The organism is Marinobacter caseinilyticus, from assembly GCF_011074955.1.
GTDB lineage: Bacteria > Pseudomonadota > Gammaproteobacteria > Pseudomonadales > Oleiphilaceae > Marinobacter > Marinobacter caseinilyticus.
On the sequence record NZ_WUQJ01000005.1, the window covers coordinates 106,323 to 132,037 of the forward strand.

Genomic DNA, 25,715 nt, shown 5'->3' on the forward strand with positions numbered 1-25,715 from the left:
GAAATGTAAAGATAACCTGCAGTATATTTCCGTTTTATCAACTCGACAAACCGGCGACAATTGGTTGCTTTTTTAGGCGATGATCTCTTGGCAAAGGAGGCTAGATCATGAAAGCAGGGATTTTCCTCATAGGTGCAATTCCCTTCCTGGCGGTATCCGCCAGCACTCTCGCAGGAAGTCCGGCGGCCGCGTGATCTCGGTTTCGGTTTGTCCACCGCCAAAATGCCAGACCCGCTCCATGGCGGCAAGCAAGGTGATCAAATCGGCGGGTATCTCGGTATCGCTCAACAGGCGGTGATGCCCGGTGCCGTCTTCCACCGCCACCGGTGCGACGTCCATATTGCACACACCCAAAACGACCCTGAAGGTGCTCTCAACTGGGGCACCGTCTCTGGGCTGAATAAAATACACCTCGGCATCCGCCGGGGAAGCGGTTCTTATGGTCTCGGCGAGGATCTGAGGGGCTTGATCACCAGAGCTGACACCAGAGTCATTGCGATCCTTTTTATTTCACTTCCTTCCTGTTTCCTGTCCCTTATTGGCTATCCAGTGTCAGTCTAGTGGGTGAAAAAACTTCGGATACCCGGCCCGTCTAAACCCAGCTGCTGCCGCCAGTTCATGGCCTCCGGCGCAAACAGCAGCCAGCCCAGGGCGCCCAGATTGGCCAGAACCGCCAGCCAGAAGACGAACTGATAGCTGCCCTTGCGGGTTTTATGCCGAAAGACCTGCTGGGCGAGCAGCGCGCCTGGCCAGCCACAGCAGACTTCAAAGAGATGCAGGGTATTTTCAGCGGTGCGCTGAGTACCCCGTATCGCCGCCCGCTTGTCGAGCCCGTACACCAAAAACAGCACCAGGCTGACCCCACCATAGGCTGCCAGAATGGACACCGGCAGATAACCGCGGTCGGACAAATTCGTCAGAAGGGCGAAAAACGCCAACACCAGGGCACCGGCGAACCAGAACCCGGGCACCATGAAGACGCTGAGCCAGGCGGTTCTCGCGTACTTGAAACTCCCGGCCCTGGGCCGTCCCTGAGGATCCTCGGCCACCGTGTAAACGACCTTGCGACCAGAGACTGGCCGGTCCCGGCCCGCGTAACTGCTGACATGCGCAAACACCCGCTCTCCGCCAGCCGCCGGAGTAATGAAACCAAACCCCCTGTCGTCACTCCATGCGGTGAGTATTCCTTTCCGGTTCAATGAACGTCTCCTCTCAACACCTTATCCCAACAGCACCCAAGCACCGGCAGGCCCGATGCGCTCCACGTGACGAAGCCCCGTTGATGCTAAAGAGGCAGCGACACGTCGTCAGTCATACACCCGCCAGCAGGTCACAAACCCTGTGGGCGTCCGCCAGGCTAGGATAAAGGTTTCACCAGTTGTCTGGCCAGAGGCCCCTAATCCATGGAAACCGCGGAGCTGCTCCAGGCGCGGAATTTCGGCTGCAGCAGACTGCGCCTCAAGACGGCTTTCGAACCCGGCAACCCGTTACGCCAGGGCCGTGCCAGTGCAGTGGGTCAGGCCCCGTACTTTTAGAATTTTTCTGAATAATTTGAAAACAGTTATGAGAACTACGTCTGTAACCTTCCCCGGCAGAGTGTGTCTCTATGTATGAGGACCAACACAGCGCGGTCCTTATCATGTGGTATCGGATCAAGATGGTTAACCACACACAGGAGCAAACAATCATGAAACACTTATCATTAATAGCCGTCTTGGCACTCATGTTCACCGGAACAGCCGTCGCCGAGGGCGTTGGTATAGAGGATATCAAGTGCAAGGGGGTTCCCACCTGCGACAAAGCAATCGACTCGCCGACCCTCCCGGATACTCTCGCCGCTGAGCATTTTCATCAGAATGCCCAGTAAAACCAGAGCAAAGCCAAGGTAAAGCCAGTTGATAAAAATTAAACATGCTTGGGGCACCCTGTATTCATCTGTCGGGGTGCCTTTTTCGTCACTGCGTTTAATCACTGTTTTTATCACTGTTTTTATCACTGTTTTTATCACTACGCGGAGTGGCGTGAACGCCCAGACGCTGCAAGCGGTCACCGACACCTGCCGCAGGCTTACGTAGCCGACGCTTCAGCTTCGGAGCAAACCCCCTGCCCCCAGATCCATCAACCACAATTTCCTCCATTACTCGCTCTATACCTTTCCCCGATTCAGGAGGCTCCGCCGTGAACGGGCATCGTCTGTTGCCCTGAATCGGGCACTTCCCGGATACCCGACGACACTCGGAAAAGCCGGGGTCAGGCCGCGACAGATTTGTTACCCTACACAGTCCAGGCAGCAAATGGATCTGCCCCGGTTTTCCTGGCTGACAACTCAATCTCTTCTGAAACCCCAACAGGCCCTCGTCTATGAAGCTCAATCCCTTTAACACCCACATCGGTCTGGCTCTGGGGGGGGGTGCTGCCAAGGGCATTGCTCACATCGGTGTGCTAAAGGCCTTTGAGGAAGAAGGCATCCGGATTCATTGCATTTCCGGCACCAGCGTCGGGGCACTGGTGGCCAGTTACCATGCCTTCGGCCGGCCGGTCGAGTCCATACTGTCTATTGGTTCAGCACTGAACCTGTCGAAGATTCTTAACTTCACCCTGGAACGCGGCGGCCTGTTCAGCACGGACAATATCCGGGATATGATCCATCGGGATCTGGGGAATGTCCGGATCGAAGACGCCGACATTCCCCTGGCCATTTGCGCCACGGACATCGAAACCGGCGAGCAGTTGGTCTTCCAGAAAGGCAATCTGGCAGAGGTCGTCTGCGCGTCCATGGCGGTGCCCGGTCTGTTTGTGCCGGTGGAGGTGGATGGCCGGATTCTGGTCGACGGCGGGCTGGTTGAAAATGTACCGATTTCGCCGCTCGCCGCAATGGGCGCAGGCATTACCGTTGCGGTTGATCTGAGCCACGTTAGCCGGTACACGAAACCCGAAGATACGCTGGATGTGATCAGCAATGCCATCAACATTGTGATCGATTCCAATACCCGCAAACAGCTGAAAAAGGCCGACATCGCGGTACCGCTGGATTTAAGCCGCTACAGCCTCACCAACAACGCCGACTGCCTGGACGAGCTTTACATGGAAGGCTACCGCCCGATGAAGAACAAGATTCGCCGGGTGTTCTGGTACAAACGGATGAACGTCGTGATTTACCTGCTCAAGGCGACCTGGAAATTGTTGCCCCTCAAGGTGCCTGAGATCGTTCAGGATCTGAAACGCCACGCCGCTGCTCTCCGCAATCGAAGCTGACCGGACACTATCAGACGGTCATTGGCGAGGGGCCCCGGGCAAGTCCCCAGACAGTCACCCGTGCATTGACGATGCCTTTTCTGATTCAGGGTTCCAATCTTGATGCATCGGCCCCCGGAATGACCGAAAATCAGGAGACCCCTGAATAAGTCGATTGGCGATTCTGCAAACTTTGAGGGGCTGTCTCTGAAGCCAGAATTGCCAATCGACTTACTCAGAAGTTCCAATACCACTGTGCGGAGGAAACGGGCATGAAGTGGATCATACTGATTGTCATCGTCGCGGTTGTGGCCTTCTGGCTTTATCGGGGCCGTCGCAAGAACAACATTGGCGATCCTGAAATGAAAACGTTCGAGGAAAAGGATTACTACCTGACGCCGGATGACAACAAATCCGACGACGAGTCCTCCTCTGGAGACGGTAACCCGCGTCACTGAGTTATTTTTTGAGCTGTCGGGGCTGCCAGAGCGCGAGCCATATCGGGGTCAGATCCCGCCTTGCCTTCGTCTAGCAGGTCAGACGTACGACCTGACCCCGGCCTTCAGCATTCCAAAAACCAGGCAGATTACTCTAGCCCTTTCAATTGTGATCGTCCTTTTAAAGCGAACGTTAAGGCAAAAACCCCAAAGTTGACGAGAAAGACGATTAGAAGCTCGTACCATTGCAGCGGCGCGAAAGCATAGCCAGGAATGGACGGACCCGCGATCTGCAAGAGAAACAAAAAGGTAATTGCGGAAACACCCGAAAACATCGAAAAAACTGCGATAGTGGCCCTAGCCGGGATTTGACTTTTCCAACGATACCGATACCGATACCGATACCGATACCGATACCGATACCGATACCGATACCGATACCGATACCGATACCGATACAGAAACAGAGCGGTAAAAATGGTGGCAAGCACATTAACGGACAAGCCATGAATGGTTCCGGTTATTAGATTGACAGCCAACATGCTGGTCGAAAGAACTATGAAGACCAGTAGATAAAATACTGCATCAAGGAAGAGCGAGTACTTGGTCATATTTACAACACCTTTGAGCCTGGGAAGAACACTTCTTTCCGGGCAGCTATTAGGTCAGTTCACAGGAGATGCGGGGTTGATGGGCATTCTTTTAACTCGGCTCTCAAGCTCAGAATTTGCACTCTCACCTGCTCTGTAAGATGCCTCCCCTATGCCAACGAGAATTACCGATGCAGTAAACCCAACAACATTACTTTTTGTTGCACCAACATTTATTATTTGCCAAACACTTGCACCAACGCCATATGCGCCAGGATTCACCCCCGCAATAGTGCTGATCCGGCCAAAGTGCTGATCCGGCCAAAATTTTCGTGAAACTCAACTATGTTTTGCAGTTCCTGGTTTGTCAGCGACCATTGTTCCCACCTCGGCTGGGCAATAATCAATGCAATTTTACCTTGTAGTTGGCCGTAGAAGGGTCGTTGGGATATTTTAAACTTTTGAATTGTACTCATAATTTCACGGCGCTGATGGTTCTCAACGTGCCGGTAAAGAATAACCCCGCCATTGCAGCAACCACTTGGTTGTAATCTGCATCGCGAGGCACTGTTGCTTCTGGAATACCCATTATCTCGGCGAGCTTTGCCGCAGCTGCTTTTTTACCGGTTGGTGTCTCATAGGGCATGAGGTCTACTAAGTCAGGCATGTCCATATTTCCTTTCGTTTTACTGTTTAAAAATGCAGCGTTTCTGCATTTCTCTGAGCTCCCTTTTTCCATCCTCAAGGTCTATCCGGCCTCGCTCCGAGGATGGAAGCGTTGGTAAAAACTGAATGCTGTTCAACCAACCTTGGGATTCTTCAACCCAATAGCCGTGGTGCTGGATCTGCTGATTGAAACGCACCTCAAGAAATCCTGCCTTTTCAGCCCCCACGTTAGCGCTAAAGCGTTCCCGGATCTCGTACGGCAACTCGCTGTAAAAATATGGAATATAGGTTTCAAGAGTGATTGGAAAGCCCTCTTCATCCATAGGGCTCTTGTCTAATCGCCCATCCTTTTGAGCGCAATTGTCCATATCAGATATTGATGACCACCATCAAAGCCAAAAGTCAGAGAATCTGAAACGTTGGGATCATGGGCATCACTGATAAAAAAACCGTCGGCATCTGTAAAACTTCGGAGGTCGCATGTAAATCGCAGTGAAGCACCGGTATAGGCGCCAGCATCAAGCGAGCCTTCCAGAGTCAAGGTATTCGAAAATACGGTGGGAGCAATAAACGTCGTCGAAAAAAAAAAGACGGTAAGAGCAGTGGCAAGCTACGCCAGAACTGTGCAGTCATCCGTTGCACTGTTTGATTCTTCCCTGTTTGGTTTCGTGAACGGTAATAGATTTCTGCCAGTTCTTCAAGAACATGAAAATATTACATAAACGCGAAAAGTATACCGCTAAAAGAAATCCGGCGATGGCACTTCGGGTTCAGATCCCGCCTTGCCGTCAAGACCCAGCAGACCAAACGTACGACTGACCCAGGCCTTGTTTTAGTGAGCCGTTGAAAGCCGCCAGCAGATGACGGCTTCACGGCGGGCGTCAGTCTCGGCCGTTACCCGCCAGCAACAGGTCCGGATTGAAACCCATGACCACCGCACCCCAGTGTTTGCCGTTCACGTGCACGGGGATCGAGAGGTCATTCAGAATTTCCCCGGTATCCCGGATATAGGTTTGCAGAAGGAACCGGTCGGTGTGGCTGGCCCGGCGTTTTTCAGTCTCGTTGCTGTTGTAGAGCCGCTGGTCACGGCTGTAGAGCAGGTCTTTGTCATGGTCACCGGTGATCGGCTGTGACGTGGCTCGATGATGAACAGCAATGTAGCCATTCACGTCCACCAACAGGCTGTAGACCGTGCCATCAAAACGCTCCTTACTGCGGTCGGTCAGGTCCTGGAACGCTTTCTTGAAGCGATCGACGAACCGGGTCCGGTACTTTTGCGGCCAGGTGTTCAAAACCGGTTCGTAGTGGCGATCAAAGATGTCCACGCCCTGCTGGGCCAGTTCGGTGAGCCTGTCCTCGAATTCGGCGGCCAACGTCTGGCGCTCTTCCAGAATCTCCTCGAAAGCCCCCCGCCCGATGCGGTAGCGTGCCAGCAGCGCCATAGAAGCCTCGGTGGCTTTGCGCAATTGCTCGGAGTAGGCGTCCGATTCGGCAATCTCCCCCGCCAGTTCACGGCCAAGCTGATGGATCTCGTTGCCGTGCTCGTGCACCTGGCGGTTGGTGATACTGACCTCCTCCACGGAAGAGGTGATGGACAGAAGCTCATCGTGCGCCTGCTCGATGTACTGGAGCATGTCGTCGAACTGGGCTGCGGTCGAGGTCACCTCCTCACGGGCCTGAACGGTTTGCTCAAGCAACTGCTCCGTATCTTTTTCGGTGCGCCCGACCCGGGAATCCATATCGCTGATGATCTGATTCACGTCGCCGGTCGCCGACGCAATCTTCTGGGCCAACTGGCGCACCTCGTCCGCCACCACCGCGAAACCGCGACCGGCCTCGCCCGCCCGAGCCGCCTCGATGGCGGCATTCAGCGCCAGCAGATTGGTCTGGTCCGAGAACCCCTGCACCAGCTCCAGAATCTTGCCGATTTTGCCCGCGCTGTCGCTTAGCCCGGCTACGGTCTCGCGAAAGCTCAGCAACTGGTTGTTGACCTGGCCGATACGCTCGGCCACGTGGGACAGCGCCTGATTGGACTCCCGCACCCCGTCGAGATTGCGGGAATTGAGCTCCGAGACCGAGCCGGTGCGCTGGGTAATGTCCTCCAGTGCTGTGGCACCCTCGCCACTGGACTGGGCAATCAGTTCGGAGACTTCTTCCTGTTTGCGGGCGCTCTGTTGCGCCTCGCCAGTCAGCTTGCGCAGTCGCGCGGACTGCACCGCCACCTGCACCGCATGGTGGCGCAGGTCCGACAGGGCGCCGCGCATGCTGGCCAGCAGCTCATTATGTTCCCGGGCTATCCGCCCTGCCTGACCGGAGCCGACCGGTTGGTCGCGTGATATATCCAGCACCCCCGGACCCTGGCCCGCATCGGGTGCGGCCGGCGTTTCGGCGCTGGCCACCCGATCACGGCCCAGCCACCAGGCCAGCACGGTAATCAGGGCCGCCAGCCCAAGCCCGGCCTGGGCGAAGTCCGGCACCATCACGGCCAGGGCGAATAAGGCCAGAACCAACACGTTGCTGACACGGCTTAACCAAGACGGACCTTGACGACTTTCCAAAGCGACTGCATTCATTGTTATTAGTGTCCTCTCCGGGGAACAGTATGGTTGGTTAACGGCCGGGCTCACCGGAACTTCAACGTCTTGCGGTTCCGCGGCCAAATACAATGCCCCAAGTGTAGCTAAGGAAACCCGCATGAAAACCGGAACCGGTCTATTTTACGGCAACATCTGCACCTGCCCTGTCAGCCCGCACAGTCTTCCATCAAAGCCGTCCATCACAACCGCACAAAATAATTCGGCCCCGGTTTTATTGGTTTCTATCGGCAACGGGGCAACGGGCGGGCCGATTCCGAACAGGACGGTTATCGGTTGATCGGCAGTGGCCGCATACCTCACAATTCAAAGAGTGTATCGCCTGCCCGCAACACCCCGGCGCGAAAGGACGCGGCTCCCTTCCTTGGTGCCGCCCCGGTGCGTCCATTCGGAATCGTCACCGCGTTGGAGGTCGCGTCTTGTCGATGAATGGCTGGCATTTTGGAGCGCACGTGTCACAAGTAGTTCTCACAAACCGGACAGTGAGCCCGACTCATGACCATCGACCGTGAACGCCTGGCGGCCCTTGCCGCCGCACCCCATTTTCACCGGGGCCGATATCACAATCTGGAGCGCGTACCCCACCACGGTCTGGGAGATTTCCTGCGCTGGCAACTGGCCCCCGGCCGGCGTTTCCCGCCGGGTAAGCGCTACAAGCTGCTACGGCCAGATGCCCACCTGCTGACGAACCCGCCAGAGGCGCCACAGCTCACCTGGCTGGGTCATGCGTCGTTTTTGTTCCAGTATCAGGGCCTGAACGTGCTCACCGACCCGGTGTTGTCGGACCGCGCCAGTCCCTTCCAGTTGGTCGGACCCAAGCGGTGCACGCCCCCTGCCCTGACGGTGGCAGAAATGCCGCCCATCCACCGGGTACTGATTTCCCATAACCACTACGACCATCTCGACGAAGTCACGGTGCGCCAGCTGCACCGTCGTTTTGGGGCCAGCCTGTGCTTCTGTATTCCCATGGGGCTGCGCCACTGGTTCGAGAAGCGCGGCATCCACAATCTGGTGGAACTGAACTGGTGGCAATCGACGACACTGGCCGCCGGACACGAAGTGTTCTGCCTGCCGGCCCAGCACTTCAGCGGACGAACCGCCACCGACCGCAACGCCTCGCTCTGGTGTGGCTGGCTCCTGGAAATGGACGGCTTTAGGTTCTATTTCGGCGGCGATACCGGTTATGGCGAGGTGTTTCGCGACATTGGCGAGCTGTTTGCCCCCATTGACCTGGCGCTGCTCCCCATCGGCGCCTACGACCCACGCTGGTTCATGGCCCCGGTGCACGTGGCGCCGGAAGAGGCGGTCAGGATTCACCAGGATATTGGCGCCCGCCAGTCGGTCGCCATGCACTGGGGCACCTTTGTGCTCACCGATGAACCCATGGACGAGCCACCCCGGCGACTGCGCCACGCGCTGGAAGATCAGGGCGTGAGCGAGTCGGCCTTCCGGGTCATGCAGCACGGGGAAGTGTGGTCGCCGCCGAGATGGGGCGGCTGTCATCAAAAACAGGATCAAACATAAATCGGCGCCGGCTTTCCGGTCAGGTTGACATAGCCGGAGCTTAGCTGAAGGATGGAGTATGTCTAAGGCTAATCACGAACCCGAAAATCAGAATCACGACGTGTCAGCAGAGCTCCTGCAGCCACTGGACTCGGCCATTCACCGCCTTGCTGAGCGCAATGCCATTGAGGGCGTGTCGCCGGTATTCGAAGTGATCGATGCCGTCAGGCCCCTGATGTTCAGCCCCGAAGGCCTGGAAGCGCTGTACCAGCGCGTGCCCGCCATTGAGTCGGCCGGGTTCTTTGGTGGCAGCGATTGGGACACGCCCCAGACCCTGGTGCCCTCCCTGTCCGCCCGCACGGTTCGCCACGGTGAACCGGTCGCCACCCTGGTTGAAAGCCTGAGCCAGATCCGCCTGCTGGCGGTGGCCAAAGGCGACTACACCCACGCGTCTATCTCGGCAGAACACGCCCATCACCTGCTCGCCCAGGTACTGGCTATGAACCTCGACCTGGTGGTCGGTGATTTGCAGGAGGGCGATCGGTTGCGGCCGGACAGACTCGGCTACGCGGTGCAGTGCCTGTACCACTACCTGCTCCGGCATCTGGGCTACGAGAACCTGCTGGAACACTTGGTGGCCGAAGTCTGGCGGATTCTGGCGCAGCGCCCGGTCCAGGTCGAGGGTGTCAAACAGATGGTGACCCAGATCGCGGTCTGCCTGGAAAAACCGGACGCTTTTAGCGGCAAGAGCGGCGAGGTTAACGACGACGCGCTGCAACTGATCAACGCCGTGTTCAGCCCCACCGAGGGTTGCCGTGAAGATCCCGGCTTCGAGGTCTATTCCGAGCGCCTGGCGGAGATGGACGACGCCACCTTGCTGCGCGAAGCCATCGCCTATGCCCAGGCCATGCACCGTACCGGCCTGGTCTCGGCCTACATGCCGGTGTTCATACGCTACCTGCGTGGCCGCTGGAACGCCCTGATTCCCACGGCGTTGGGGCTCAGTCAAACCGGCGCCGACGCGTTTCACTGCTACCCCGCGCTGATTCACACCCTGATTGACGAGGCGCTGTTTCCAGAGACCAGCCAGTGTGCCTATGGTCTGGCCATGATGCTCGAACGCGGCATTCTCTATGCACCGCCGGTGGCGCCTTCCCTGTGGCGCCAGATACGCCTGTCGCTGTGCGATGCGGCGGCCGATAAAATTGTGGCCGTCTTTGGCAACCGCCGCTCCCCCGAAGTCTTCCTCCTTGCCGACGTGCTCAATGTTCTCGGGCGCCCGCTGGGCGTCGGACAGGGCAACTACCCCACCTGTCAGTCCACCCGTGCCCTGTCCATGTGGGCTTACAACATGCCGGCCGAACTGCTTCGGATCCTGGCCTGGGCGGCTCGGGACGATGAAATCGTGATGCGCTTCGAGGGCAACAGTATTTCCTCCCGGGAGCTCGGCACCGGGCTGGCCTCCGAGCCGCCGGTGGATGTGGATGCGGTCTCACTGCTGACCGTGCCGCATCTGGATCGCATCTATTTTGAAATGGGTCGGCGCAGTGTCGGGCGCGGAGAAGATCCCCACAAATGGGTCAACGCCGAATTTCACGGCGACCATGTCGGCCACGGCTTTCGCATTGCCGTCGATGTGTTCACCGGGGACCTGAAGGACTTCGAAGGCTTTATCCGGGATTTTTATGCGGCCTATCATCCCTTCTACAATGGCAACATCCCGGTCATCAACCCACAACCGGCCGGCATTGCGGTGACCGACAGCGCCACGCGCTTTCTTGGCTGGCACGCCATCACCATCCAGCGGCTGGCGCTGGATCCGGACGAGATCATGCGCGTCTACTTTTTTAACCCCAACAACGACAGCGGGCAAAACTGGGGCCAAGGCATTGTCACCTCCACCCACGGCCATGGCGAGCTCTTTGGTGAAGCCTCCTTACCGGTGGCCGAGTTCGCCTCCCGGCTGTACGTGTTTCACTATGACCCGCTCGAAAAGGGTGAGGCGGGCGACGCCCCCACCGATGAAGTCAACCGGGCTATGCAACTGGCCCAGAGCAGCTGGGCCTCGGGGCGCTAGTAAGCGCCAACCTGCCCAGTTGCCCATCGCCGACGATGGCGGCCACAATGTTAGCCGCGCCTGGTCAGGTACCGGAGTCTCTTTGCCTGAGGAACGCCGAAGCCTTTCTGAGTTTCGGTGTTTGGGAGCGCTCGACGACCTTCAAAAAAATAATTCTGTCCCGGTTCTCCCGCAAGTTGCTTACCTCGCCCGCCCTTGTCAGACTGTGATTAAGGTTGTACGTAACGATTCACGTTGCTCGCAACATGGCGCTTTCTGAACCCGGTTCTGAGCGGCCACTCTTGAGCGCTTCCTCTCAGCGACCGGTTAAGTGCGAAGGAGGATGCAATGCCTGAGAAAACATCCGACGCCCTCATCCTGGTGGATATCCAGAACGATTTCTGCAAAGGCGGAGCCCTTGAGGTTCCGGACAGCCAGGCAATATTCCCGGCGGTGAACCGCTACATTGACGACGCCCGGAAGAAACACTGGCTGCTCATTGCCTCCCGGGACTGGCATCCCGTTGACCACTGCAGCTTTGAGCACCGTGGCGGCCCCTGGCCGGTGCACTGCGTGCAAGACACCCATGGCGCAGAATTCCACAAAGACATGCACCTGCCTGAGGATGCCATCCGGGTCAGCAAGGGCGTGGCCTTTGACCGGGACCAGTACTCGGCTTTTGACGGCACAGGCCTTGCCGGGTATCTGGAAGACCGGGGTGTATCGACGGTGCACGTGGTGGGTCTTGCCCTTGATGTGTGCGTTGAAGCCACCGTCAATGACGCGCTGGCAATTGGTTTCAGCGTTGAGCTGATGGCAGACGGCACCCGTGCCGTCGACAAGGCCAAGGCATCAGACGTCCTGAACAGGCTGTCAGCCAAGGGGGCGGATGTCGCCTCATGAGCACACTCAACGACAAGCGAACACTGCTACCCCCGCAGGAACCGGCCCTGATGGTCGACCTGTATGAACTGGCCATGGCACAGGCCTACTGGAAAACAGACATGAACGAACAGGCCACTTTCAGCCTGTTCTTCAGGAACCTGCCAGACCACCGCAACATCATACTGGCTTGTGGCCAGCAGACCCTCTGTCAGTTGATCACCGAGCTGCGCTTCACCCGCGAGCAGATCCGAACGCTCGAACGCCTGGGCATGTTCGAGCAGAAGTTCCTGGACTGGCTGGCCAATTTCCGTTTCTCCGGCGATATCTGGACCCTGCCGGAAGGCACCCCGGTTTTTCCCCAGGAGCCTCTGCTTGAGATGCAGGCGCCGGTGGCCGAAGCGCAGATTCTGGAAAGCCTTGCCATGAACTACGTGCACCTGGAAACAGTGATCGCCTCCAAGGCGCTGCGCCTGGTGCTGGTTGCCGATGGCAAACCGATCGTGGATTTCGGCATGCGCCGCATGCACGGGCTGGATGCAGCCTACCGCGGAACCCGCGCCTACCGCATCGCAGGAATCGCTGGCACCAGCAACGTGCAGGCAGGGGTGGATTTCGAAATGCCCGTGCGGGGCACCATGGCCCACAGTTTTATCCAGGCCCATGACAACGAAATGGACGCCTTCAAGGCCTACGCCAGCCTTTACCCGGAGACCGTCCTGCTGGTGGACACCTACGACACGATCGCTGCGGTGAAAAAAATCATCGCATGGCTCAAGGCCAGTCCTAATATCAGCATCGGCGCCATCCGTCTCGATTCCGGCGACATGGCCGAGCTAGCCAGAGCATGCCGGAAGCTGTTCGACGCCGCCGGCTACACAAAGATCAGGATACTGGCCAGCAGCGGCCTGGACGAATACAGCATACAAAAACTGGTCCGGGACAACGTGCCCATCGATGGCTTTGGGGTGGGCACCGCCATCGGGTCAGCCAAGGACTCGCCGAGTCTCGAGCTGGCCTACAAACTGACCGAATACGCTGGCAAACCCCGCATGAAAAATTCGCCGGGCAAACAGTCCTGGCCCGCCCCCAAACAGGTGTTCCGCCAGAGCGGCAGTGACGGCCGCTACACCGGGGACATGCTGGCCGGGCGCAATGAACGCCAGGAAGGGGAACCCCTGTTGATTCCGACCCTGCGCAATGGCGAACTGGTGGACAGTGCCATCCGGCCCCTTGCCGATATTTGTGCATACAGCCGGGATGCCGTGGCCAGAATGCCCCATGAGCTTCGCGCCATCGACAGCGATGTCGAGTACCCGGTGACCATCAGCGACGAACTGAAAACCATCCAGAAGCAGACCCTGGAAGCCATCGTGGCGGCTGAGTGATCGTCGCCAAATAAGGCCGGGGGCAACTCTGTCCTGAAATAATCGACGTGTGGAGGAGCTTCATACCGAGCCAACCACACGCCAGCAAACCTTCGCCGGATAGCCAACCCGACAATAAATCGGTCCCATTTTTCTCCTTACGAAACAACGCTCTCAGAGCAAAATGACGAGGCGGAGCAAAACGCAAGACTGACCCAGACCTTTCTCTCAAGACCTGGAGCCTGCCACTTTTAATGACTGGCAGTCATAATGCTTGGCGGGTTAAATCCGGGGCAGTCAACATGATATCGAGCTGGTCCGATTGATTGCCTCCACCGGAAACTATTTATAAAGGTGCGGGTACTTGGCCCGATCCTCCATATCCCAGCTATAGAGAAGTTCGTTTGCCTGTTTCCGTACAGCCTCCGCTGATACACCTGCGCCTGCATCGGGCAACTCATCCATCCATATCAATATTTCTTTTCTAACTTTCCCTGCATTTTCAATACAATAAGCCTCACTTCGAACCCAAACAGTGGGACTCATAAGTGAGGGTGACGAGTAAGACCAGCAAGGCGAATAACCCGACTGTTCCATTTTCGTCGAGATCACGTATCCATAAATCGGGCGACTAATGATTGTAAGCAGTGAAAAAAACAAACCCACTTTAAGGCAAACATTGAGCCGTTTTTCAGTAGTCCGATTAAGCAGGCGAAGCACTAAAGCAGCTGCCAGGGCCAGAAAGCAAGGTAGGCTGATAAGCGCGGGAATATCCCAGCCAGATACCGATATATAGATATTGCCTGTTTGCAGACGTTCAAAGTGTTCAAGTAGAGCACTTCCCATAAGTGCGACAATAATATAATTGACGGATAACAGTGCACTTATATAAAAGACTGTCTTAAGCTTGAAAAAATTGCCAGAATCGGTTTCCACTTGATCGTCCAATGCGTGCATTATCGGTAGCCCCTAAAATAAGGACCTCCAAACAGACTATGCATAAAGCCAACGGGATCCTCATCCGCGTAATTCAGGCCTCGCCTCACCTCTCTTCTTGTTTCCGCAATGGACTCAAGCATTCGCTTTTCTGCATCCTTTAATAAAGATGCCAGCTTGTCCGTTAATTCATAGTGATCACTAACCGCGTTCAGAGCTGCCGTGATTCCGGCACCCACTACGACGACCAGCGCAATGGGTCCAATAGCTGCCATTGCAGTAGCCCCTACGACTGTTGAAACCACTCCCCACGCTATAGCCGCTCCAGCTGTTGCTGTTGCGACATCCAAAGAAACACCTGAGACGAAGTTATGCCACGTGGCTCTCTCATTCATTAGCTGATCGAGACCATGAAAACCAATAGAGAACATAACGGAGACAATAACGCCACCCTTATAGCGCGGCCCGCTCCTAGTTTTCCAATAGCCATGCTCAGCACTTTCGGATTACTCGCTAGATAGCGTGTTCCGATGAGTCGATTCCTTAAACCCGGATAGCCTTTTATTATTATGTAACTACGACCGTTATAGGATTTAATGCGGTACTTTGACAGTGCGCTGCCACCTCTGTTCAGATCGAACGCGAGAACTGCCAAAACTCTAGAGTCAGATACATCCGTGTCTTCCTGGCCTATTCCAAATGCATTTGGTTTTATCGCAGACCTATTCACTCATTCCAACCGGAACTCTAATTGAACACCACTCCAAGGCCGGGCCGATCGATTTAAATCGTTCTGACCCCTCTCGTTTACTGACCCCTCTCGTTTTAAGGGGAAAACTCGACGCAATAATGGTGGCCTGGAAGGTAACAAACGCGTCCTTGCGCTAACCGACGTTGGGGTATTTCTAACCCGGCCAACCAGACAATAAACCGGTCCCGATTTTCCTCCTTACGAAACAGCGCCGTCTAATCAAAATGGCAAGCCGGAGCCAAAGCGCAAGCCTGCCCCTGGCCTCTGCTTCGCAGATTATTGGCGCTGGGCGTCAGGACGGTGTAGCTTATTAATTGAACACAATGCGTCGGTCAGCCCCGACTACCTTCGGGACGCTACCGCATTGGCAGGAGGCCCCAATGATTCGACGCATCAGACAAAGCAGCCCTGACAGCGGATTCTTTTGGTTTGCCCCCGGGGTTGGTTGCCGGACAACCCCCGGCTGGGAGGACGTGATAGCCACCAGGGCGCAGACTTCTATCGGTTCATGCTCATGAGCACGAACACGGGCCTCGACCTGGTTATCGTGGGCGGGGGCATTGGCGGCGTCATCTGTCTGAAGTATGCCAAAGACGCCGGGCTGAATGCGGTGCTACTGGAGCGCTGTGAGCGCATCGGGGGCCTGTGGCGCGATCTTCCTTCCTGGCAGGACATCCAGTTCCGCAGGGAGGATTGGACGCTCGGCAATCTGCCGCTCTCCGGGGAGGACCAGCCCAACATCCTGGGCAACATCGACGCCTGGGTCGAGCGCTTTGAACTCTCCCCCTATATCCGCCTTAACGCGCCAGTGACACGTGCGCGACCGTGCGAAAACGGCTGGCGCCTGACCACAGAGACCGCCACGTATGAAGCCAAGTGGCTCATCGCCGCCACCGGTGGGCACAACCGCCCTATCGTTCCGCAGGTCGATCGGGACGATTCCTCGATCACTGAATATCATTCCTCCGCCTTGCGCGATCCCGAGGACTTGCGAGACAAGCGCGTCACCGTAGTGGGGGGCGGTGCTTCCGCATACGACCTGCTGGACCTCTGTTTCGCCCACGGCGCGCGCAGTGTCACGTGGGTCTATCGTTCCACCAAGTGGATGCGGCCGACACGCCGAACCAAACACCTGGGAATCGACATGCGGATCCTGGCAAAGTATCAAATGCTCTGCCTGCCGGCCGGCATGGTCCACCGACTGGCCAACAAAGACCTGCGGGCGAGGTACACGAAAGCGGGGATCGAGGAGATCATGCCGAAAGGCGATTTCGACATCCGTCGCGACCAGCTCATCCCGGGCCGACCGGGTATGATCTCAAACTTTGCCCACATCGAGCGCCATTGTGGCGAAGTGCGCTCACTCCGCGACAAGACCATCGAACTCTCAACCGGCGAGGAGGTGGAAACCGATCTGCTGCTCTGGGGCACCGGCTATGGTGTTGACTTCGGTTTCCTTGGCCTCGATGCACTTATTAAGGCCAGAAACCTCAACGACATCAGCAGTCGCTGCTACTCGCGCTTCCTCTCCGCCGACGCGCCCAACCTCTTCCTGCTGGCACCCGGCGTGCTCGACACCAATACCTCCACGCCATGGGCCTATGCTCATGTGGCCAAGTCCATCATGTCTCATATCGGGGGCAAGCCGGTTTTTGTGAAGCCGCCGTGTGAGGTATTCACGAATCATTTTGATCTCGTCAAGATGCTGGCGCCGCGGGACCGTGGGAACTACCCCTTTGGCATTTGGTACCTGAGGTACCTCTGGCTCGCACTGTGCCATCCCTGGAAACGACCACTGCCTATTCCGTGACAGGCAGTGCTTGTTTGGGGTGATGCTCCGTTACAAACTGCAAACCGGGACAGATTTATTTTCCAGGCGGAAAATCACCCCATGCCGGCCAACAACCGGCTACTCGTGTTTCAACGAATGCGGTGGGATTGCAGCCATTGGCTGATCTTCAGGTTCCCCTTGTTGTCGCACCACAGACCTGTCCCGATTTAGGACTTCTGCTCGCTATCACGCCCAAGCCCGAGATACGATACAAAAAATTTGGGCATCGAGCATTTCCTTAGGCAAAAGGGTAACTGAAACAGTGAAATACCATGGGATCGGGAGTTTTGTGGGGCTTGCCCTGGTCGCGGTGGCAGTTTCCGGATGCATGGAGACCAACCGCGGTTGGGACGGCGCCGAGAACGCTCCCAGGAGTTTCACGAGTGAAGGGGAACGCCTCTATTTTACCGGCGTTTCAAACTCCGGTGAGCAGATCCGTCCAGTGGGTGGGCACAGTCATATGCAGATGCATGGTGGCAGCTGTGCCACATGCCACAGTGCGGACAAGCAAGGCGGCGCAATCATGTGGCCTCGATTCTGGGTGGTGGCTCCGGCTTTAACGGAAGGGGCACTGGAGAAAGAGCATAACGACGGCCACGACCATGCAACCTACAACGAATCATCGCTTAAAAACGCCATCGTGAACGGCATCGGTCCCGACGGGGAACCATTACACGATACGATGCCACGGTGGCGAATGTCCGAAGAAAGCCTGAATGCGCTGGTTCACTATTTGCTCGGTGAACATTCACATTGAGCCGCTGGTTGGCTGGTTGCTTGGCTGGTTGGCTGGTTGGCTGGTTGAGAGTGCAGACAAACCTGGATCGAAACTGAACTGACGCTGCGGGCCGAATGGATCAAACCGGCAGTTCGATGATTTCGCCCGCCACACCCTCTTCGCTCACTTCCAGCCGCCCTACCGTGATCGGCAGGGTAAAGCGCCGGGGCCCCGCGCCACCGGGATTGAAATAAAGCACGTCGCCGATCCACTCGTTACGGGGTTTGTGGGAATGGCCGGCGATCACCACGCGGTAACCGCCTTGCGGATCGATGTCGAGGGTTTTGACGTCGTGGAGCATGTAGAAAGCGTGGCCAAGGAATTCCAGATCCTGAACATCGGGAAGCTTCGCGGCACGGCCTGTTTTGTCGATATTGCCGCGAATCGCAACCACGGGCGCGATTGCCTCCAGCGCTTCCAGAACCTCGTCGCGCCCGACGTCACCGGCGTGAAGAATCACGTCCGAGCCCTTCAATACCTCCAGGGCTTCGGGGCGGATCTTGCTGTGGGTGTCTGCGATGACGCCGATTTGCACGCTTACGCCCCTTCTAATCCGTCAGTGATGACCACCCGGCCCATGCGCGTGGCCGTGTGCTATCTCTTCCGGATTGGCGGCGCGGACTTCGACGATGTCGATATCGAAGGTCAGGGTTTTACCGGCCATTGGATGGTTGGTGTCGACATCGACAAACTTATGGCCGACCTTGGCGACGACCACATGGCGTGCGCCCTGCTCGGTTTGCACCTGGGCGACCATGCCCGGCTTCCAGCGTTTGGCACCGCGCAGATGTTTGATCGGCACGCGCTGCATGGCATCGGCCTTGCGTGGGCCGTAGGCTTTTTCCGGGGCGATGGTGACGCTGAAGCTTTCACCGGCGTCGCGACCTTCCAGGGCTTCTTCCAGGCCTTGAACGATACCGCCGTGGCCATGCAGATAGGCGTTCGGTTCGCCGCCACGGGAGCTTTCAATGGCGTTGCCCTGGTCATCACTGACACTGTAGTGAAACAAGACCACCTGATTCTTTTCGATTGGCATAAACGTTCTCCACGCCGGTTTGGGGTACGCCATTATAGCCAGCCGCAGCGCTGACTCCAGCGCCGATTTGTTCTGCGGGCGTTCTTGACCGCCGGGAAAGGTCATGCCTTCGTTCGGAAGACGTTCGTAGTGGGAGTTTGCCAGTCCGTTGGCTCTGTAGCTGACAACTGGGACAGATTTAATGTCCGCAAAAAATAAATCGGTCCCGGTTTTTTACGTGCCTCAATTTAAAGGCCTTACACTTCATTCGCCTTACGATAATTACCCTGATAATCAAAGATCCGCTCCTGCACCTGCCAATAGTGCTTTTGCTTGCGGGCAATCACAAAATCCGGTGCCGGCAACAAGGTTTGTAGCTCAAGCACCTCATCAATCCTGCTGAACGCTTTCGGGGCCTGGCTGTTCTCGAAGCGACGGCCGAACAGTTTGTTAAAGACGGTGCGCTGTGCCGGTTTGTTGAAATCAAACGACTCGCTGAGTTCCTCCCCATCCTCACCGTGATAGGTGATCCTCAGTTTGCTGCCGGTTTTGCCGGTAGGGGCACTTAATGTGATGCCGGCGCAACGGATCACCATGGCATCCTTGAGTTTCAGGGCGTCTCTGAGCTGATCATCCGGGTCGATGATGGCTTTCTGACACTGCTGACAGTTGCGGGCCGCGATATCGTTCTCGCCACCGCAGTGTGGGCACGCCTTGAACCGAAAACGGTAATCGCACTGTTCAGGGCGCCAGTGCTGCCCGGCAGACCCATCCTCGTCCGCAGGCTCCAGCAGCCCCTGACAACGGCGCCCGTAGTGTTCAATCACGCGGCCGTCACTGTCTGTTTTGCCCCAGTAGATATTGGCAAAACCACAGCCCGGGCAGAACACCTGCACCGGCTCGCTGTCGGGTTTCGGTTTCGCCTCCCCCACCTCCGGGTGATGCAGATTGACGCTGTTGCCCGCGTAATCAATCACCAGGCAATCCTGTTTGCCTTCATCCAGACGAAGCCCGCGGCCCACGATCTGCTGATACAGGCTGACCGACTGGGTGGGGCGAAGAATAGCGATGAAGTCCACATGGGGCGCATCAAAGCCCGTGGTGAGCACGGACACGTTCACCAGGTACTTCAACTGCCGCTGCTTGAAGCGCTGAATCCGCGACGCCCGTTCGTTCAGATCGGTCGCGCCGGTCACCAGGGCGGTCTGGTGTTCCGGCAGATAGCCGGTGATCTCCCGCGCATGATCCACCGTCGCCGCAAAGATCATCACCCCCTGGCGCTCAACGGCCAGTTCCATCACCTGCTCGATGATCGCCCGGGTCACCCGCTGATGTTTGCTCAGCAGCTGGTTAACGTCTCTCTCGGCGTATTCGCCAAAGCGGTCCTGAGCCAGCGCGGAGAAATCGTATTGCGCCACCGCCGCATTCACCAACTCAGGCCTGGTGAGATACCCCCGGCTGATCATATAGCTCAACGGCAGTTCGTAAATGCAGTGCTGAAAGGGCTTGTCCTGCTCTTCGTCAGAACCGCGAACAAAGCCCCGGTAGTGATAGCGATAGATCCAGCCCATGGCCAAGCGATAGGGGGTGGCGGTGAGTCCGAGCACTTTGAGGGAATCGTTCTGTTGCCGAAGCAGCTCAATGATCCGTTGGTACTGACTGGTTTCCTCACCACTGACCCGATGGCACTCATCGATGATGACCAATGAGTATTCATCCCGGAACTGATCCAGATTCGCGGATACGGACTGCACGCTGGCAAAGGTTACCTGATGTTGGTTTTCCTTAAGTTTCAGCCCGGCGGAGAAGACGCCACCGCTTAACCCATAGCTCTGGTATTTGGCGTGATTCTGCTCCACCAGCTCTTTTACGTGGGTCAGTACCAGAATCTTGCGCCAGGCAAGACGGGCCAACTCGGCAATGACCAGGCTCTTGCCCGCGCCGGTCGGCAGCACAATAACGGCGGATTCATCAGATTTGCGAAAGTGCCGCAACGTGGCATCGACCGCTTCCTGCTGGTAAGGCCGGAGTTTGAAAGACGCATTCATTCGTAGTGCTTAATCGCTATCAGGAGGAGAAGGCGGTCATACTAGCAAATGCCGCTACCGTTGCCTGTGAGGCATCCATAAATCTGTCCCGGTTTTCTCATCACCCGTAGTAGGACTGTAGCTGTTAATGCAGCCACGACAGGAGTAAATTCAAAGCTATAGCTGCGCATGCAGAGCCAGTCACTGGCAGTGCGTATTCAGACTCTGACCGGAGTAGACATGCCGGCTCCACCCGCCATATGGTCCACTGGAGTCATGTCATGAACACAATCTCTCGCTTAATACTTGCGGTTACTATCTGCTTTATTCCTCCCGCTTTCGCGCATCAGGACACCATGAATGATGGCCATACCCATAGCACCGGGGATGACATCGGCACCGTCAATTTTCAGGCCGACTGTGATGACGGGGTGCGCGCTGACGTCGATCATGCCCTGGGCATGATGCATCACATGATGTACACCCAGGCCCGCGCCGAGTTCAGTGCCATTACCCAGGCCGATCCCGACTGTGCCATGGCCCATTGGGGTGTCGCCACGTCGCTGTTCCAGCCATTATGGGGCACCACACCGAGCACTGAGGATATCACCCAAGGTCGCCAGGCCATCCAGCAAGCCCGTAACGCGGCCGAAGAAGAGCGTGAACGGCTGCTGATAGACGCGACCGCTGCGTTCTTCGAGCCGGAGACCGACCAGGTCCGGGAGCGGCTGGCCGGCTGGATTGAGGGGATGGATCAGGCCTATCAAGCCTTCCCGGACGACGCTAACGTCGCTACCCTGTATGCCTTGTCTCGCTTGACGCTGGCGCTGTCCGCCGAAGACCGCAAGGCACTGCACAACGAAGCCGAACAGGTACTGCGTGCGGTTTGGGAGACCGAACCCACCCATCCCGGGGCAGTGCATTACTCCATACACGCCACGGATGCCGATGGCCGCGCTGGCAACGCCACGGAAATCGTGGACTCCTACACCGGAATAGCCCCCAGCGTTCCCCATGCCTTGCACATGCCGTCTCACATTTATGTGCGGCTCGGTGACTGGCCCCGGATGATTGAATGGAATCAGCAGTCCGCAGACGTGGCGGTCGATCACAAGGTCGAGGGCGCCACGTCGTTCCACTACATTCATGCCCTTGATTATCTGGTCTATGGCCACCTCCAGCGGGGTGAAGACAACGCGGCTCGCAGCGTCTGGGAGTCCGCCCAAGCCAACGGACCGCATCAGGCCAATTTCCCCGGCGCCTTCCACCTGGCATCCATCCCCGCCAGGTTGGCCGTTGAAGAACGGGATTGGGAGGCGGCCGCCGCCATTAACCCCCGTGCCGTCGACTACATTAGCTGGGACAAGTTCCCCTGGCCCGAGGCTCTGAGTTGGTTCGCACGCGGGCTTGGGGCCGTCCACACCGGTGATCTGGACGCCGCCCGCACGGCTGAACAGCGCCTGGAGACTCTGGTGGAAACCGCCCGGTCCGCGGCCGATCCGCGTTTCTCGACCTACATTGAGGTGGATCGGAGGATCCTTGCCGGGTGGATTGCGCAAGCCCAGGGTGAACCAGACCGTGCCATCGAACTGATGCGTTCCGCCGGGCAGTTGGAAGCCAGCGTCGAGAAGCATCCAGTCAGCCCCGGAGCCCTGCTCCCGCCCTACGAAGCGCTTGGCGATCTGCTAGTCGCCCTGAATCGCCCGGCCGAGGCCCTCGCCGCCTATCAGCAGTCCGATCACACCTGGCCGAATCGGTATAACACCCTGGAAGGCGCGGCCCGCGCAGCCGATCTGGCTGGCGATACCGGATCCGCCGGGCAGTGGGCCCGTCGACTGCTGGAGATAGCCCCGGAAGCAGAGCGCGGGTCGATCGAACGGATACAGACGTTGGCGGGGAGAAGCTAGGTCCCTCGGGTCGGGACCCTTCAGGTTCCCGACCCGATGCCGGTTATCCTGTGAGCCCGATAAATCTGGCTCGAACGACATCATCCGGAGCTGCGCGGGTCGGGCGTCTCTTCGTCAAGCCAGGTGCCGCAGTGTTTACAATACCTGGCGTCGACTTCATGGCGATGTTTACCGCATCCCGGGCAGGCTTCATCGGAGTAACGTTCCGCTCGCAGGGTGCGAATCACTTCCGCGGAAAAAACCCCAACGGGAAGCGCAATGATCGAGTAGCCCGTCAACATGATCATCATGGAAATGAACTGCCCCCAAGGCAGTCACCGGCGTTATATCGCCATAGCCCACGGTTGTCAGTGTCACGATTCCCCAGTAGATCGATGTGGGAATACTGGTGAAGCCGGCCTCAGCCGGCTCTATCAGATAGAGCAAAGAAGAGAAGATGGTCACGACCATCAGCACGGCAAACAGAAAAAGCAGGATCTGGTGCCGGCTGCGAATCAAGGCGTCCATCAACAGGCGGCCCTCGCCCACTACCGTCATCATTTCCAGTACCCGAAACAGCCGCAGGGTCCGCAGCAGACGCACGACTACGAGAGTCTGCGCACCCGGGATCAATAACGCCAGCCAAGTGGGCAGGACAGCCAGAACGTCGATAATCCCGTAAAAGCTTTTCAGGTAAAGCTTCGGTTTCTCCAGGCAATAGATGCGCAGGGCCAGTTCAATGGTGAACAGCAGCGTTATGCCCCACTCCACACCAAAAAAAAGCTCACCGTAGCGGGCATGATATTCCGGCACACTGTCCAGGAGAATAATCCCCACGCTGAGGAATATCAGCAACGCCAAAAAAACATCAAAGCCCTTCGCCAGGAGGGTATCAGTCTCGAAAATGATCTGAAAAAGGCGTGTTTTAATCCCCAGGCCACCGGGTTTTATAGTCGCCATCCAAGCTGCCTCTCTACCCGTCACTGAAAGTCGAAAATCCGGTGAATAGGTGCAACCCAGGACTACTAATCCTGCAAACCGCCGTATTGCCCCTGATCATTGACTGTAGACGCTAACCGTTTTAGTCGCCGCAGCGATCAAACCTTCAGTTCGATGATTTCACCCGCCACACCCTCGGCGCTCACCACGCGGTAACTGCCTTACGGATCGGCGGCGTGGGCCTTGCTCGGTTTGCACCCGAGAAATCTACACAACCAAGGCTATGACTTCCCAGCTCTCGTAAAGGGCCACCCAGTACTAGCCCCCTATGTAAAACCGAACGCTCACGGCGACCTTTCCATCGATTTCGCAGACCCATTGGCAGTAAAAACGCTCAATGCCGCGTTATTAAACCGATACTACTACATTGTCGACTGGGATATACCCGAGGGCGCGCTTTGCCCTCCAATCCCAGGCAGAGCCGGCTATATCCATTGCATGGCTGACGTGCCTGGGCTTGAACAGCCCAGCATCAAGTTGCTCGATATAGGGACTGAAGCCAATGGAATCTACCCGCCACTGGCCAGCCAAATGTGCGGCTGGCAGTGCGTCGGTAGTGACATCAACATTCAGTCGCTTGCGAACGTCGCCAGGATTGTCGCCAACAACCCCACACTAAAAGATCGCTTCACGCTGCGCACGCAACACGATAGAAACCACATTTTTGAACGGATCATTCAAGCCGGTGAGTTCTTTGATGTCAGCGTCTGCGACCCACCCTTCCAAGCCTCACTCGATGAAGCACTTAAAGGTAGCCAGCTTAAACTCAATAACCTTGCTCGTAGTCGCGGTGAGCAAAAAGCAAAAACCAAATCCCCCACCCGGAATTTTGGCGGGCTGGGAGCCGTCGATAGACGGGAAATAGAGATGAAGCAGGGCAATAAGACTACGAGGGTATTGGCCTGGACATTCATCTGAGCAAAGGGGCGGTTGAACGTCGTACGCGACTTGTTTGAACGCCCAATTCAGCCAATGAACATCAACACCACACCAAGCCCGTAGAGCACCATGATTGCCAGACTCTCTGCACCGATTCGTCCGACGCCATAGCGTTCCCGACGTATCAGCCCCATGATCAGGATGGCCGCCATCAACAGGGTCAGTGCGACCCAACGTTCCGAGTCGACGGTCATCGTGTGGTAGAGCGAGCCGTCCCGGTAGGCGATATCCGAGGCGGCCATGAAAAGCGTATCGAAGGCATTCCCGCCGATGATGCCAGCCACCGCGAGTGTGAGCGCACCCCGCCTTACCGCGGCAACTGACGTAACCAGCTCCGGAATGGACGTACTGACCGCTGTCAGAAGAACACCGACGATTGTCTGGCTCAACCCGGCTTCCGAGCTGATTGTCGTGGCGGCGGGTTCCAGCACCAGGCCAGCCACTCCAAGCGTTGCCATGAGCATTGCGAATTCTGTCCAGAGACGGCTCATTGATGGCAACTGGCTCATGCTCTCCGGCTCGTCCTGCCGGGTCTCACCGGTAATGGAGGGGTGCCACATGGGTTTCGCGCCGGCACTCTGGATGAGCCGGGTGCCGTAGAAATAAAAGCCAAGCAGTATCGGGGTAACGGGGTGGATGTTCCAGACGGTCACATCCGGCAAGCTCGGTGCCAAAAGGATCAATGCCAGGAGCGCAATAAGCAGTCCGTTCTGCATCATGTTCGGGGCTGAGGCAGCCGCGTGTTCCAGGTTCGCACGACGGTAGACAATGTCGGCAATGGCCAGGAAAAAGGTCTGTACCGCGATGCCCCCAAGGGCATTACTGACAGCCAGCTCCGGGTGCCCCCGGTAGGCTGCTGTTACCGAGAGCACTGCACCACTCAGAGATGTCGCAGCCCCCAGAAGCACGGCTCCAGCTGTCGCCTCACCCAGCCCGGTCCGGTCGGCTAGCTGGTCGACCACGCGTGTGATGCGTGTCCCCGCGATAGCAATCACCAAGGCACAGATACTGAAAACCACGATGCTCTGTAACAGCGTCCAGCTGTCCGGATCCACGATCGGCACCATCGCCCTCCCTTATAAAACCGGGCACAATCACCCTGGACTGTCTTGGCCTCAGCTTCTCCTTGCTGCTGACGCACAGAATCCGTTCTGTGCGCTGGCAGCCGATGTTAACCGAAGTACCCGCGGTGTTGATAGTGACTCAAGTTGGCGTTGCCCTATC

23 protein-coding genes and 1 pseudogene are annotated in these 25,715 nt (G+C 57.2%); 12 read left to right on the plus strand and 12 right to left on the minus strand.

Features of this window, described 5'->3' with window-relative positions; translation table 11 throughout:
- Window positions 1-126: 126 nt before the first annotated feature.
- Window positions 127-411, minus strand: coding sequence for a DUF4399 domain-containing protein (locus GRX64_RS02190; protein WP_345790062.1), 285 nt, complete (start codon window positions 409-411; stop codon window positions 127-129).
- A gap of 146 nt (window positions 412-557) precedes the next feature.
- Entirely contained in the window at window positions 558-1,199 is a 642-nt protein-coding gene (locus GRX64_RS02195) for a DUF1294 domain-containing protein (RefSeq protein WP_166263551.1), read from the minus strand.
- A gap of 488 nt (window positions 1,200-1,687) precedes the next feature.
- Between GRX64_RS02195 and GRX64_RS02200 the strand changes: the two genes are divergently transcribed.
- From GRX64_RS02200 to GRX64_RS02210, 3 genes and pseudogenes are all read left to right on the plus strand, one after another.
- A complete protein-coding gene (locus GRX64_RS02200) occupies window positions 1,688-1,867 on the plus strand; it encodes a hypothetical protein (protein ID WP_166263552.1) in 180 nt (59 codons plus the stop codon).
- 524 nt (window positions 1,868-2,391) lie between these two features.
- Window positions 2,392-3,255 (plus strand): annotated as a pseudogene (locus GRX64_RS02205) (patatin-like phospholipase family protein); the annotation flags it as partial.
- A gap of 251 nt (window positions 3,256-3,506) precedes the next feature.
- Entirely contained in the window at window positions 3,507-3,692 is a 186-nt protein-coding gene (locus GRX64_RS02210; protein ID WP_166263554.1) for a hypothetical protein, read from the plus strand.
- A gap of 1,041 nt (window positions 3,693-4,733) precedes the next feature.
- On the opposite strand, the gene GRX64_RS02215 is transcribed toward GRX64_RS02210, so the two are convergent.
- From GRX64_RS02215 to GRX64_RS02225, 3 genes are all read right to left on the minus strand, one after another.
- Window positions 4,734-4,928, minus strand: coding sequence for a hypothetical protein (locus GRX64_RS02215; protein ID WP_166263555.1), 195 nt, complete (start codon window positions 4,926-4,928; stop codon window positions 4,734-4,736).
- Between the two features lie 19 nt (window positions 4,929-4,947).
- A complete protein-coding gene (locus GRX64_RS02220; protein WP_166263556.1) occupies window positions 4,948-5,250 on the minus strand; it encodes a hypothetical protein in 303 nt (100 codons plus the stop codon).
- A gap of 558 nt (window positions 5,251-5,808) precedes the next feature.
- Window positions 5,809-7,500: a methyl-accepting chemotaxis protein gene (locus GRX64_RS02225; protein ID WP_166263557.1), complete on the minus strand. Its 1,692-nt coding sequence runs from the start codon at window positions 7,498-7,500 to the stop codon at window positions 5,809-5,811.
- Between the two features lie 121 nt (window positions 7,501-7,621).
- On the opposite strand from GRX64_RS02225, the gene GRX64_RS02230 reads away from it, so the two are divergent.
- From GRX64_RS02230 to GRX64_RS02250, 5 genes are all read left to right on the plus strand, one after another.
- Window positions 7,622-7,801: a hypothetical protein gene (locus GRX64_RS02230; protein WP_166263558.1), complete on the plus strand. Its 180-nt coding sequence runs from the start codon at window positions 7,622-7,624 to the stop codon at window positions 7,799-7,801.
- A 215-nt stretch (window positions 7,802-8,016) separates the two neighbouring features.
- Window positions 8,017-9,045, plus strand: a complete 1,029-nt coding sequence (locus GRX64_RS02235; RefSeq protein WP_166263559.1) for an MBL fold metallo-hydrolase — start codon at window positions 8,017-8,019, stop codon at window positions 9,043-9,045.
- Between the two features lie 58 nt (window positions 9,046-9,103).
- Entirely contained in the window at window positions 9,104-11,101 is a 1,998-nt protein-coding gene (locus tag GRX64_RS02240; protein ID WP_166263560.1) for a hypothetical protein, read from the plus strand.
- Between the two features lie 327 nt (window positions 11,102-11,428).
- Window positions 11,429-11,983 (plus strand): isochorismatase family protein, encoded by a 555-nt coding sequence (locus GRX64_RS02245; RefSeq protein ID WP_166263561.1) that lies wholly within the window; start codon window positions 11,429-11,431, stop codon window positions 11,981-11,983.
- Complete coding sequence (locus GRX64_RS02250; RefSeq protein ID WP_166263562.1) at window positions 11,980-13,350, plus strand: nicotinate phosphoribosyltransferase; 1,371 nt, start codon at window positions 11,980-11,982, stop codon at window positions 13,348-13,350. Before GRX64_RS02245 ends, GRX64_RS02250 begins: the two co-directional genes overlap by 4 nt.
- Window positions 13,351-13,671: 321 nt before the next feature.
- Here the strand turns inward: GRX64_RS02250 and GRX64_RS02255 are convergent, their stop codons facing one another.
- Complete coding sequence (locus GRX64_RS02255; RefSeq protein WP_166263563.1) at window positions 13,672-14,286, minus strand: hypothetical protein; 615 nt, start codon at window positions 14,284-14,286, stop codon at window positions 13,672-13,674.
- Window positions 14,286-14,696, minus strand: coding sequence for a hypothetical protein (locus GRX64_RS02260; protein ID WP_166263564.1), 411 nt, complete (start codon window positions 14,694-14,696; stop codon window positions 14,286-14,288). Before GRX64_RS02260 ends, GRX64_RS02255 begins: the two co-directional genes overlap by 1 nt.
- An 834-nt stretch (window positions 14,697-15,530) precedes the next feature.
- Here GRX64_RS02260 and GRX64_RS02265 point away from each other — a divergent pair.
- Complete coding sequence (locus GRX64_RS02265) at window positions 15,531-16,826, plus strand: flavin-containing monooxygenase (protein WP_166263565.1); 1,296 nt, start codon at window positions 15,531-15,533, stop codon at window positions 16,824-16,826.
- Window positions 16,827-17,109: 283 nt separating this feature from the next.
- Window positions 17,110-17,604 carry a c-type cytochrome gene (locus tag GRX64_RS02270; RefSeq protein ID WP_235937486.1) on the plus strand — a complete coding sequence of 165 codons (495 nt, stop codon included), beginning with the start codon at window positions 17,110-17,112 and terminating at the stop codon, window positions 17,602-17,604.
- Between the two features lie 100 nt (window positions 17,605-17,704).
- Here GRX64_RS02270 and GRX64_RS02275 read toward each other — a convergent pair whose 3' ends face one another.
- The 3 genes from GRX64_RS02275 to radD all read right to left on the minus strand — a co-directional run bounded on the left by GRX64_RS02275 (window position 17,705) and on the right by radD (window position 20,688).
- The gene (locus GRX64_RS02275; RefSeq protein ID WP_166263566.1) at window positions 17,705-18,160 is read right to left on the minus strand and encodes a metallophosphoesterase family protein; all 456 of its coding nucleotides are present in this window, start codon (window positions 18,158-18,160) and stop codon (window positions 17,705-17,707) included.
- A 21-nt stretch (window positions 18,161-18,181) separates the two neighbouring features.
- Window positions 18,182-18,661 (minus strand): FKBP-type peptidyl-prolyl cis-trans isomerase, encoded by a 480-nt coding sequence (locus GRX64_RS02280; RefSeq protein ID WP_166263567.1) that lies wholly within the window; start codon window positions 18,659-18,661, stop codon window positions 18,182-18,184.
- Window positions 18,662-18,897: 236 nt separating this feature from the next.
- Window positions 18,898-20,688: a DNA repair helicase RadD gene (gene radD, locus GRX64_RS02285; protein ID WP_166263568.1), complete on the minus strand. Its 1,791-nt coding sequence runs from the start codon at window positions 20,686-20,688 to the stop codon at window positions 18,898-18,900.
- Between the two features lie 260 nt (window positions 20,689-20,948).
- Here radD and GRX64_RS02290 point away from each other — a divergent pair, with 260 nt between their 5' ends.
- Entirely contained in the window at window positions 20,949-22,574 is a 1,626-nt protein-coding gene (locus tag GRX64_RS02290; protein WP_166263569.1) for a tetratricopeptide repeat protein, read from the plus strand.
- A 189-nt stretch (window positions 22,575-22,763) separates the two neighbouring features.
- Here GRX64_RS02290 and GRX64_RS02295 read toward each other — a convergent pair whose 3' ends face one another.
- The gene (locus tag GRX64_RS02295; protein ID WP_207308701.1) at window positions 22,764-23,513 is read right to left on the minus strand and encodes an ion transporter; all 750 of its coding nucleotides are present in this window, start codon (window positions 23,511-23,513) and stop codon (window positions 22,764-22,766) included.
- Between the two features lie 222 nt (window positions 23,514-23,735).
- Here GRX64_RS02295 and GRX64_RS02300 point away from each other — a divergent pair, with 222 nt between their 5' ends.
- Window positions 23,736-24,470 carry an RlmF-related methyltransferase gene (locus GRX64_RS02300; RefSeq protein ID WP_235937487.1) on the plus strand — a complete coding sequence of 245 codons (735 nt, stop codon included), beginning with the start codon at window positions 23,736-23,738 and terminating at the stop codon, window positions 24,468-24,470.
- A gap of 47 nt (window positions 24,471-24,517) precedes the next feature.
- Here GRX64_RS02300 and GRX64_RS02305 read toward each other — a convergent pair whose 3' ends face one another.
- Complete coding sequence (locus GRX64_RS02305; RefSeq protein ID WP_166263570.1) at window positions 24,518-25,558, minus strand: sodium:calcium antiporter; 1,041 nt, start codon at window positions 25,556-25,558, stop codon at window positions 24,518-24,520.
- Between the last annotated feature and the right edge of the window lie 157 nt (window positions 25,559-25,715).

Excerpts from the sequence above, each read along its gene's own strand:
- GRX64_RS02200 (WP_166263552.1), top strand. The coding sequence starts at position 1,688 with ATGAAACACTTATCATTAATAGCCGTCTTGGCACTCATGTTCACCGGA.
- GRX64_RS02210 (WP_166263554.1), top strand. The coding sequence starts at position 3,507 with ATGAAGTGGATCATACTGATTGTCATCGTCGCGGTTGTGGCCTTCTGG.
- GRX64_RS02215 (WP_166263555.1), bottom strand. The coding sequence starts at position 4,928 with ATGCCTGACTTAGTAGACCTCATGCCCTATGAGACACCAACCGGTAAA.
- GRX64_RS02220 (WP_166263556.1), bottom strand. The coding sequence starts at position 5,250 with ATGGATGAAGAGGGCTTTCCAATCACTCTTGAAACCTATATTCCATAT.
- GRX64_RS02225 (WP_166263557.1), bottom strand. The coding sequence starts at position 7,500 with ATGAATGCAGTCGCTTTGGAAAGTCGTCAAGGTCCGTCTTGGTTAAGC.
- GRX64_RS02230 (WP_166263558.1), top strand. The coding sequence starts at position 7,622 with ATGAAAACCGGAACCGGTCTATTTTACGGCAACATCTGCACCTGCCCT.
- GRX64_RS02235 (WP_166263559.1), top strand. The coding sequence starts at position 8,017 with ATGACCATCGACCGTGAACGCCTGGCGGCCCTTGCCGCCGCACCCCAT.
- GRX64_RS02240 (WP_166263560.1), top strand. The coding sequence starts at position 9,104 with ATGTCTAAGGCTAATCACGAACCCGAAAATCAGAATCACGACGTGTCA.
- GRX64_RS02245 (WP_166263561.1), top strand. The coding sequence starts at position 11,429 with ATGCCTGAGAAAACATCCGACGCCCTCATCCTGGTGGATATCCAGAAC.
- GRX64_RS02250 (WP_166263562.1), top strand. The coding sequence starts at position 11,980 with ATGAGCACACTCAACGACAAGCGAACACTGCTACCCCCGCAGGAACCG.
- GRX64_RS02255 (WP_166263563.1), bottom strand. The coding sequence starts at position 14,286 with ATGCACGCATTGGACGATCAAGTGGAAACCGATTCTGGCAATTTTTTC.
- GRX64_RS02260 (WP_166263564.1), bottom strand. The coding sequence starts at position 14,696 with ATGTTCTCTATTGGTTTTCATGGTCTCGATCAGCTAATGAATGAGAGA.
- GRX64_RS02265 (WP_166263565.1), top strand. The coding sequence starts at position 15,531 with ATGAGCACGAACACGGGCCTCGACCTGGTTATCGTGGGCGGGGGCATT.
- GRX64_RS02280 (WP_166263567.1), bottom strand. The coding sequence starts at position 18,661 with ATGCCAATCGAAAAGAATCAGGTGGTCTTGTTTCACTACAGTGTCAGT.
- radD (WP_166263568.1), bottom strand. The coding sequence starts at position 20,688 with ATGAATGCGTCTTTCAAACTCCGGCCTTACCAGCAGGAAGCGGTCGAT.
- GRX64_RS02290 (WP_166263569.1), top strand. The coding sequence starts at position 20,949 with ATGAACACAATCTCTCGCTTAATACTTGCGGTTACTATCTGCTTTATT.
- GRX64_RS02295 (WP_207308701.1), bottom strand. The coding sequence starts at position 23,513 with ATGGCGACTATAAAACCCGGTGGCCTGGGGATTAAAACACGCCTTTTT.
- GRX64_RS02305 (WP_166263570.1), bottom strand. The coding sequence starts at position 25,558 with ATGGTGCCGATCGTGGATCCGGACAGCTGGACGCTGTTACAGAGCATC.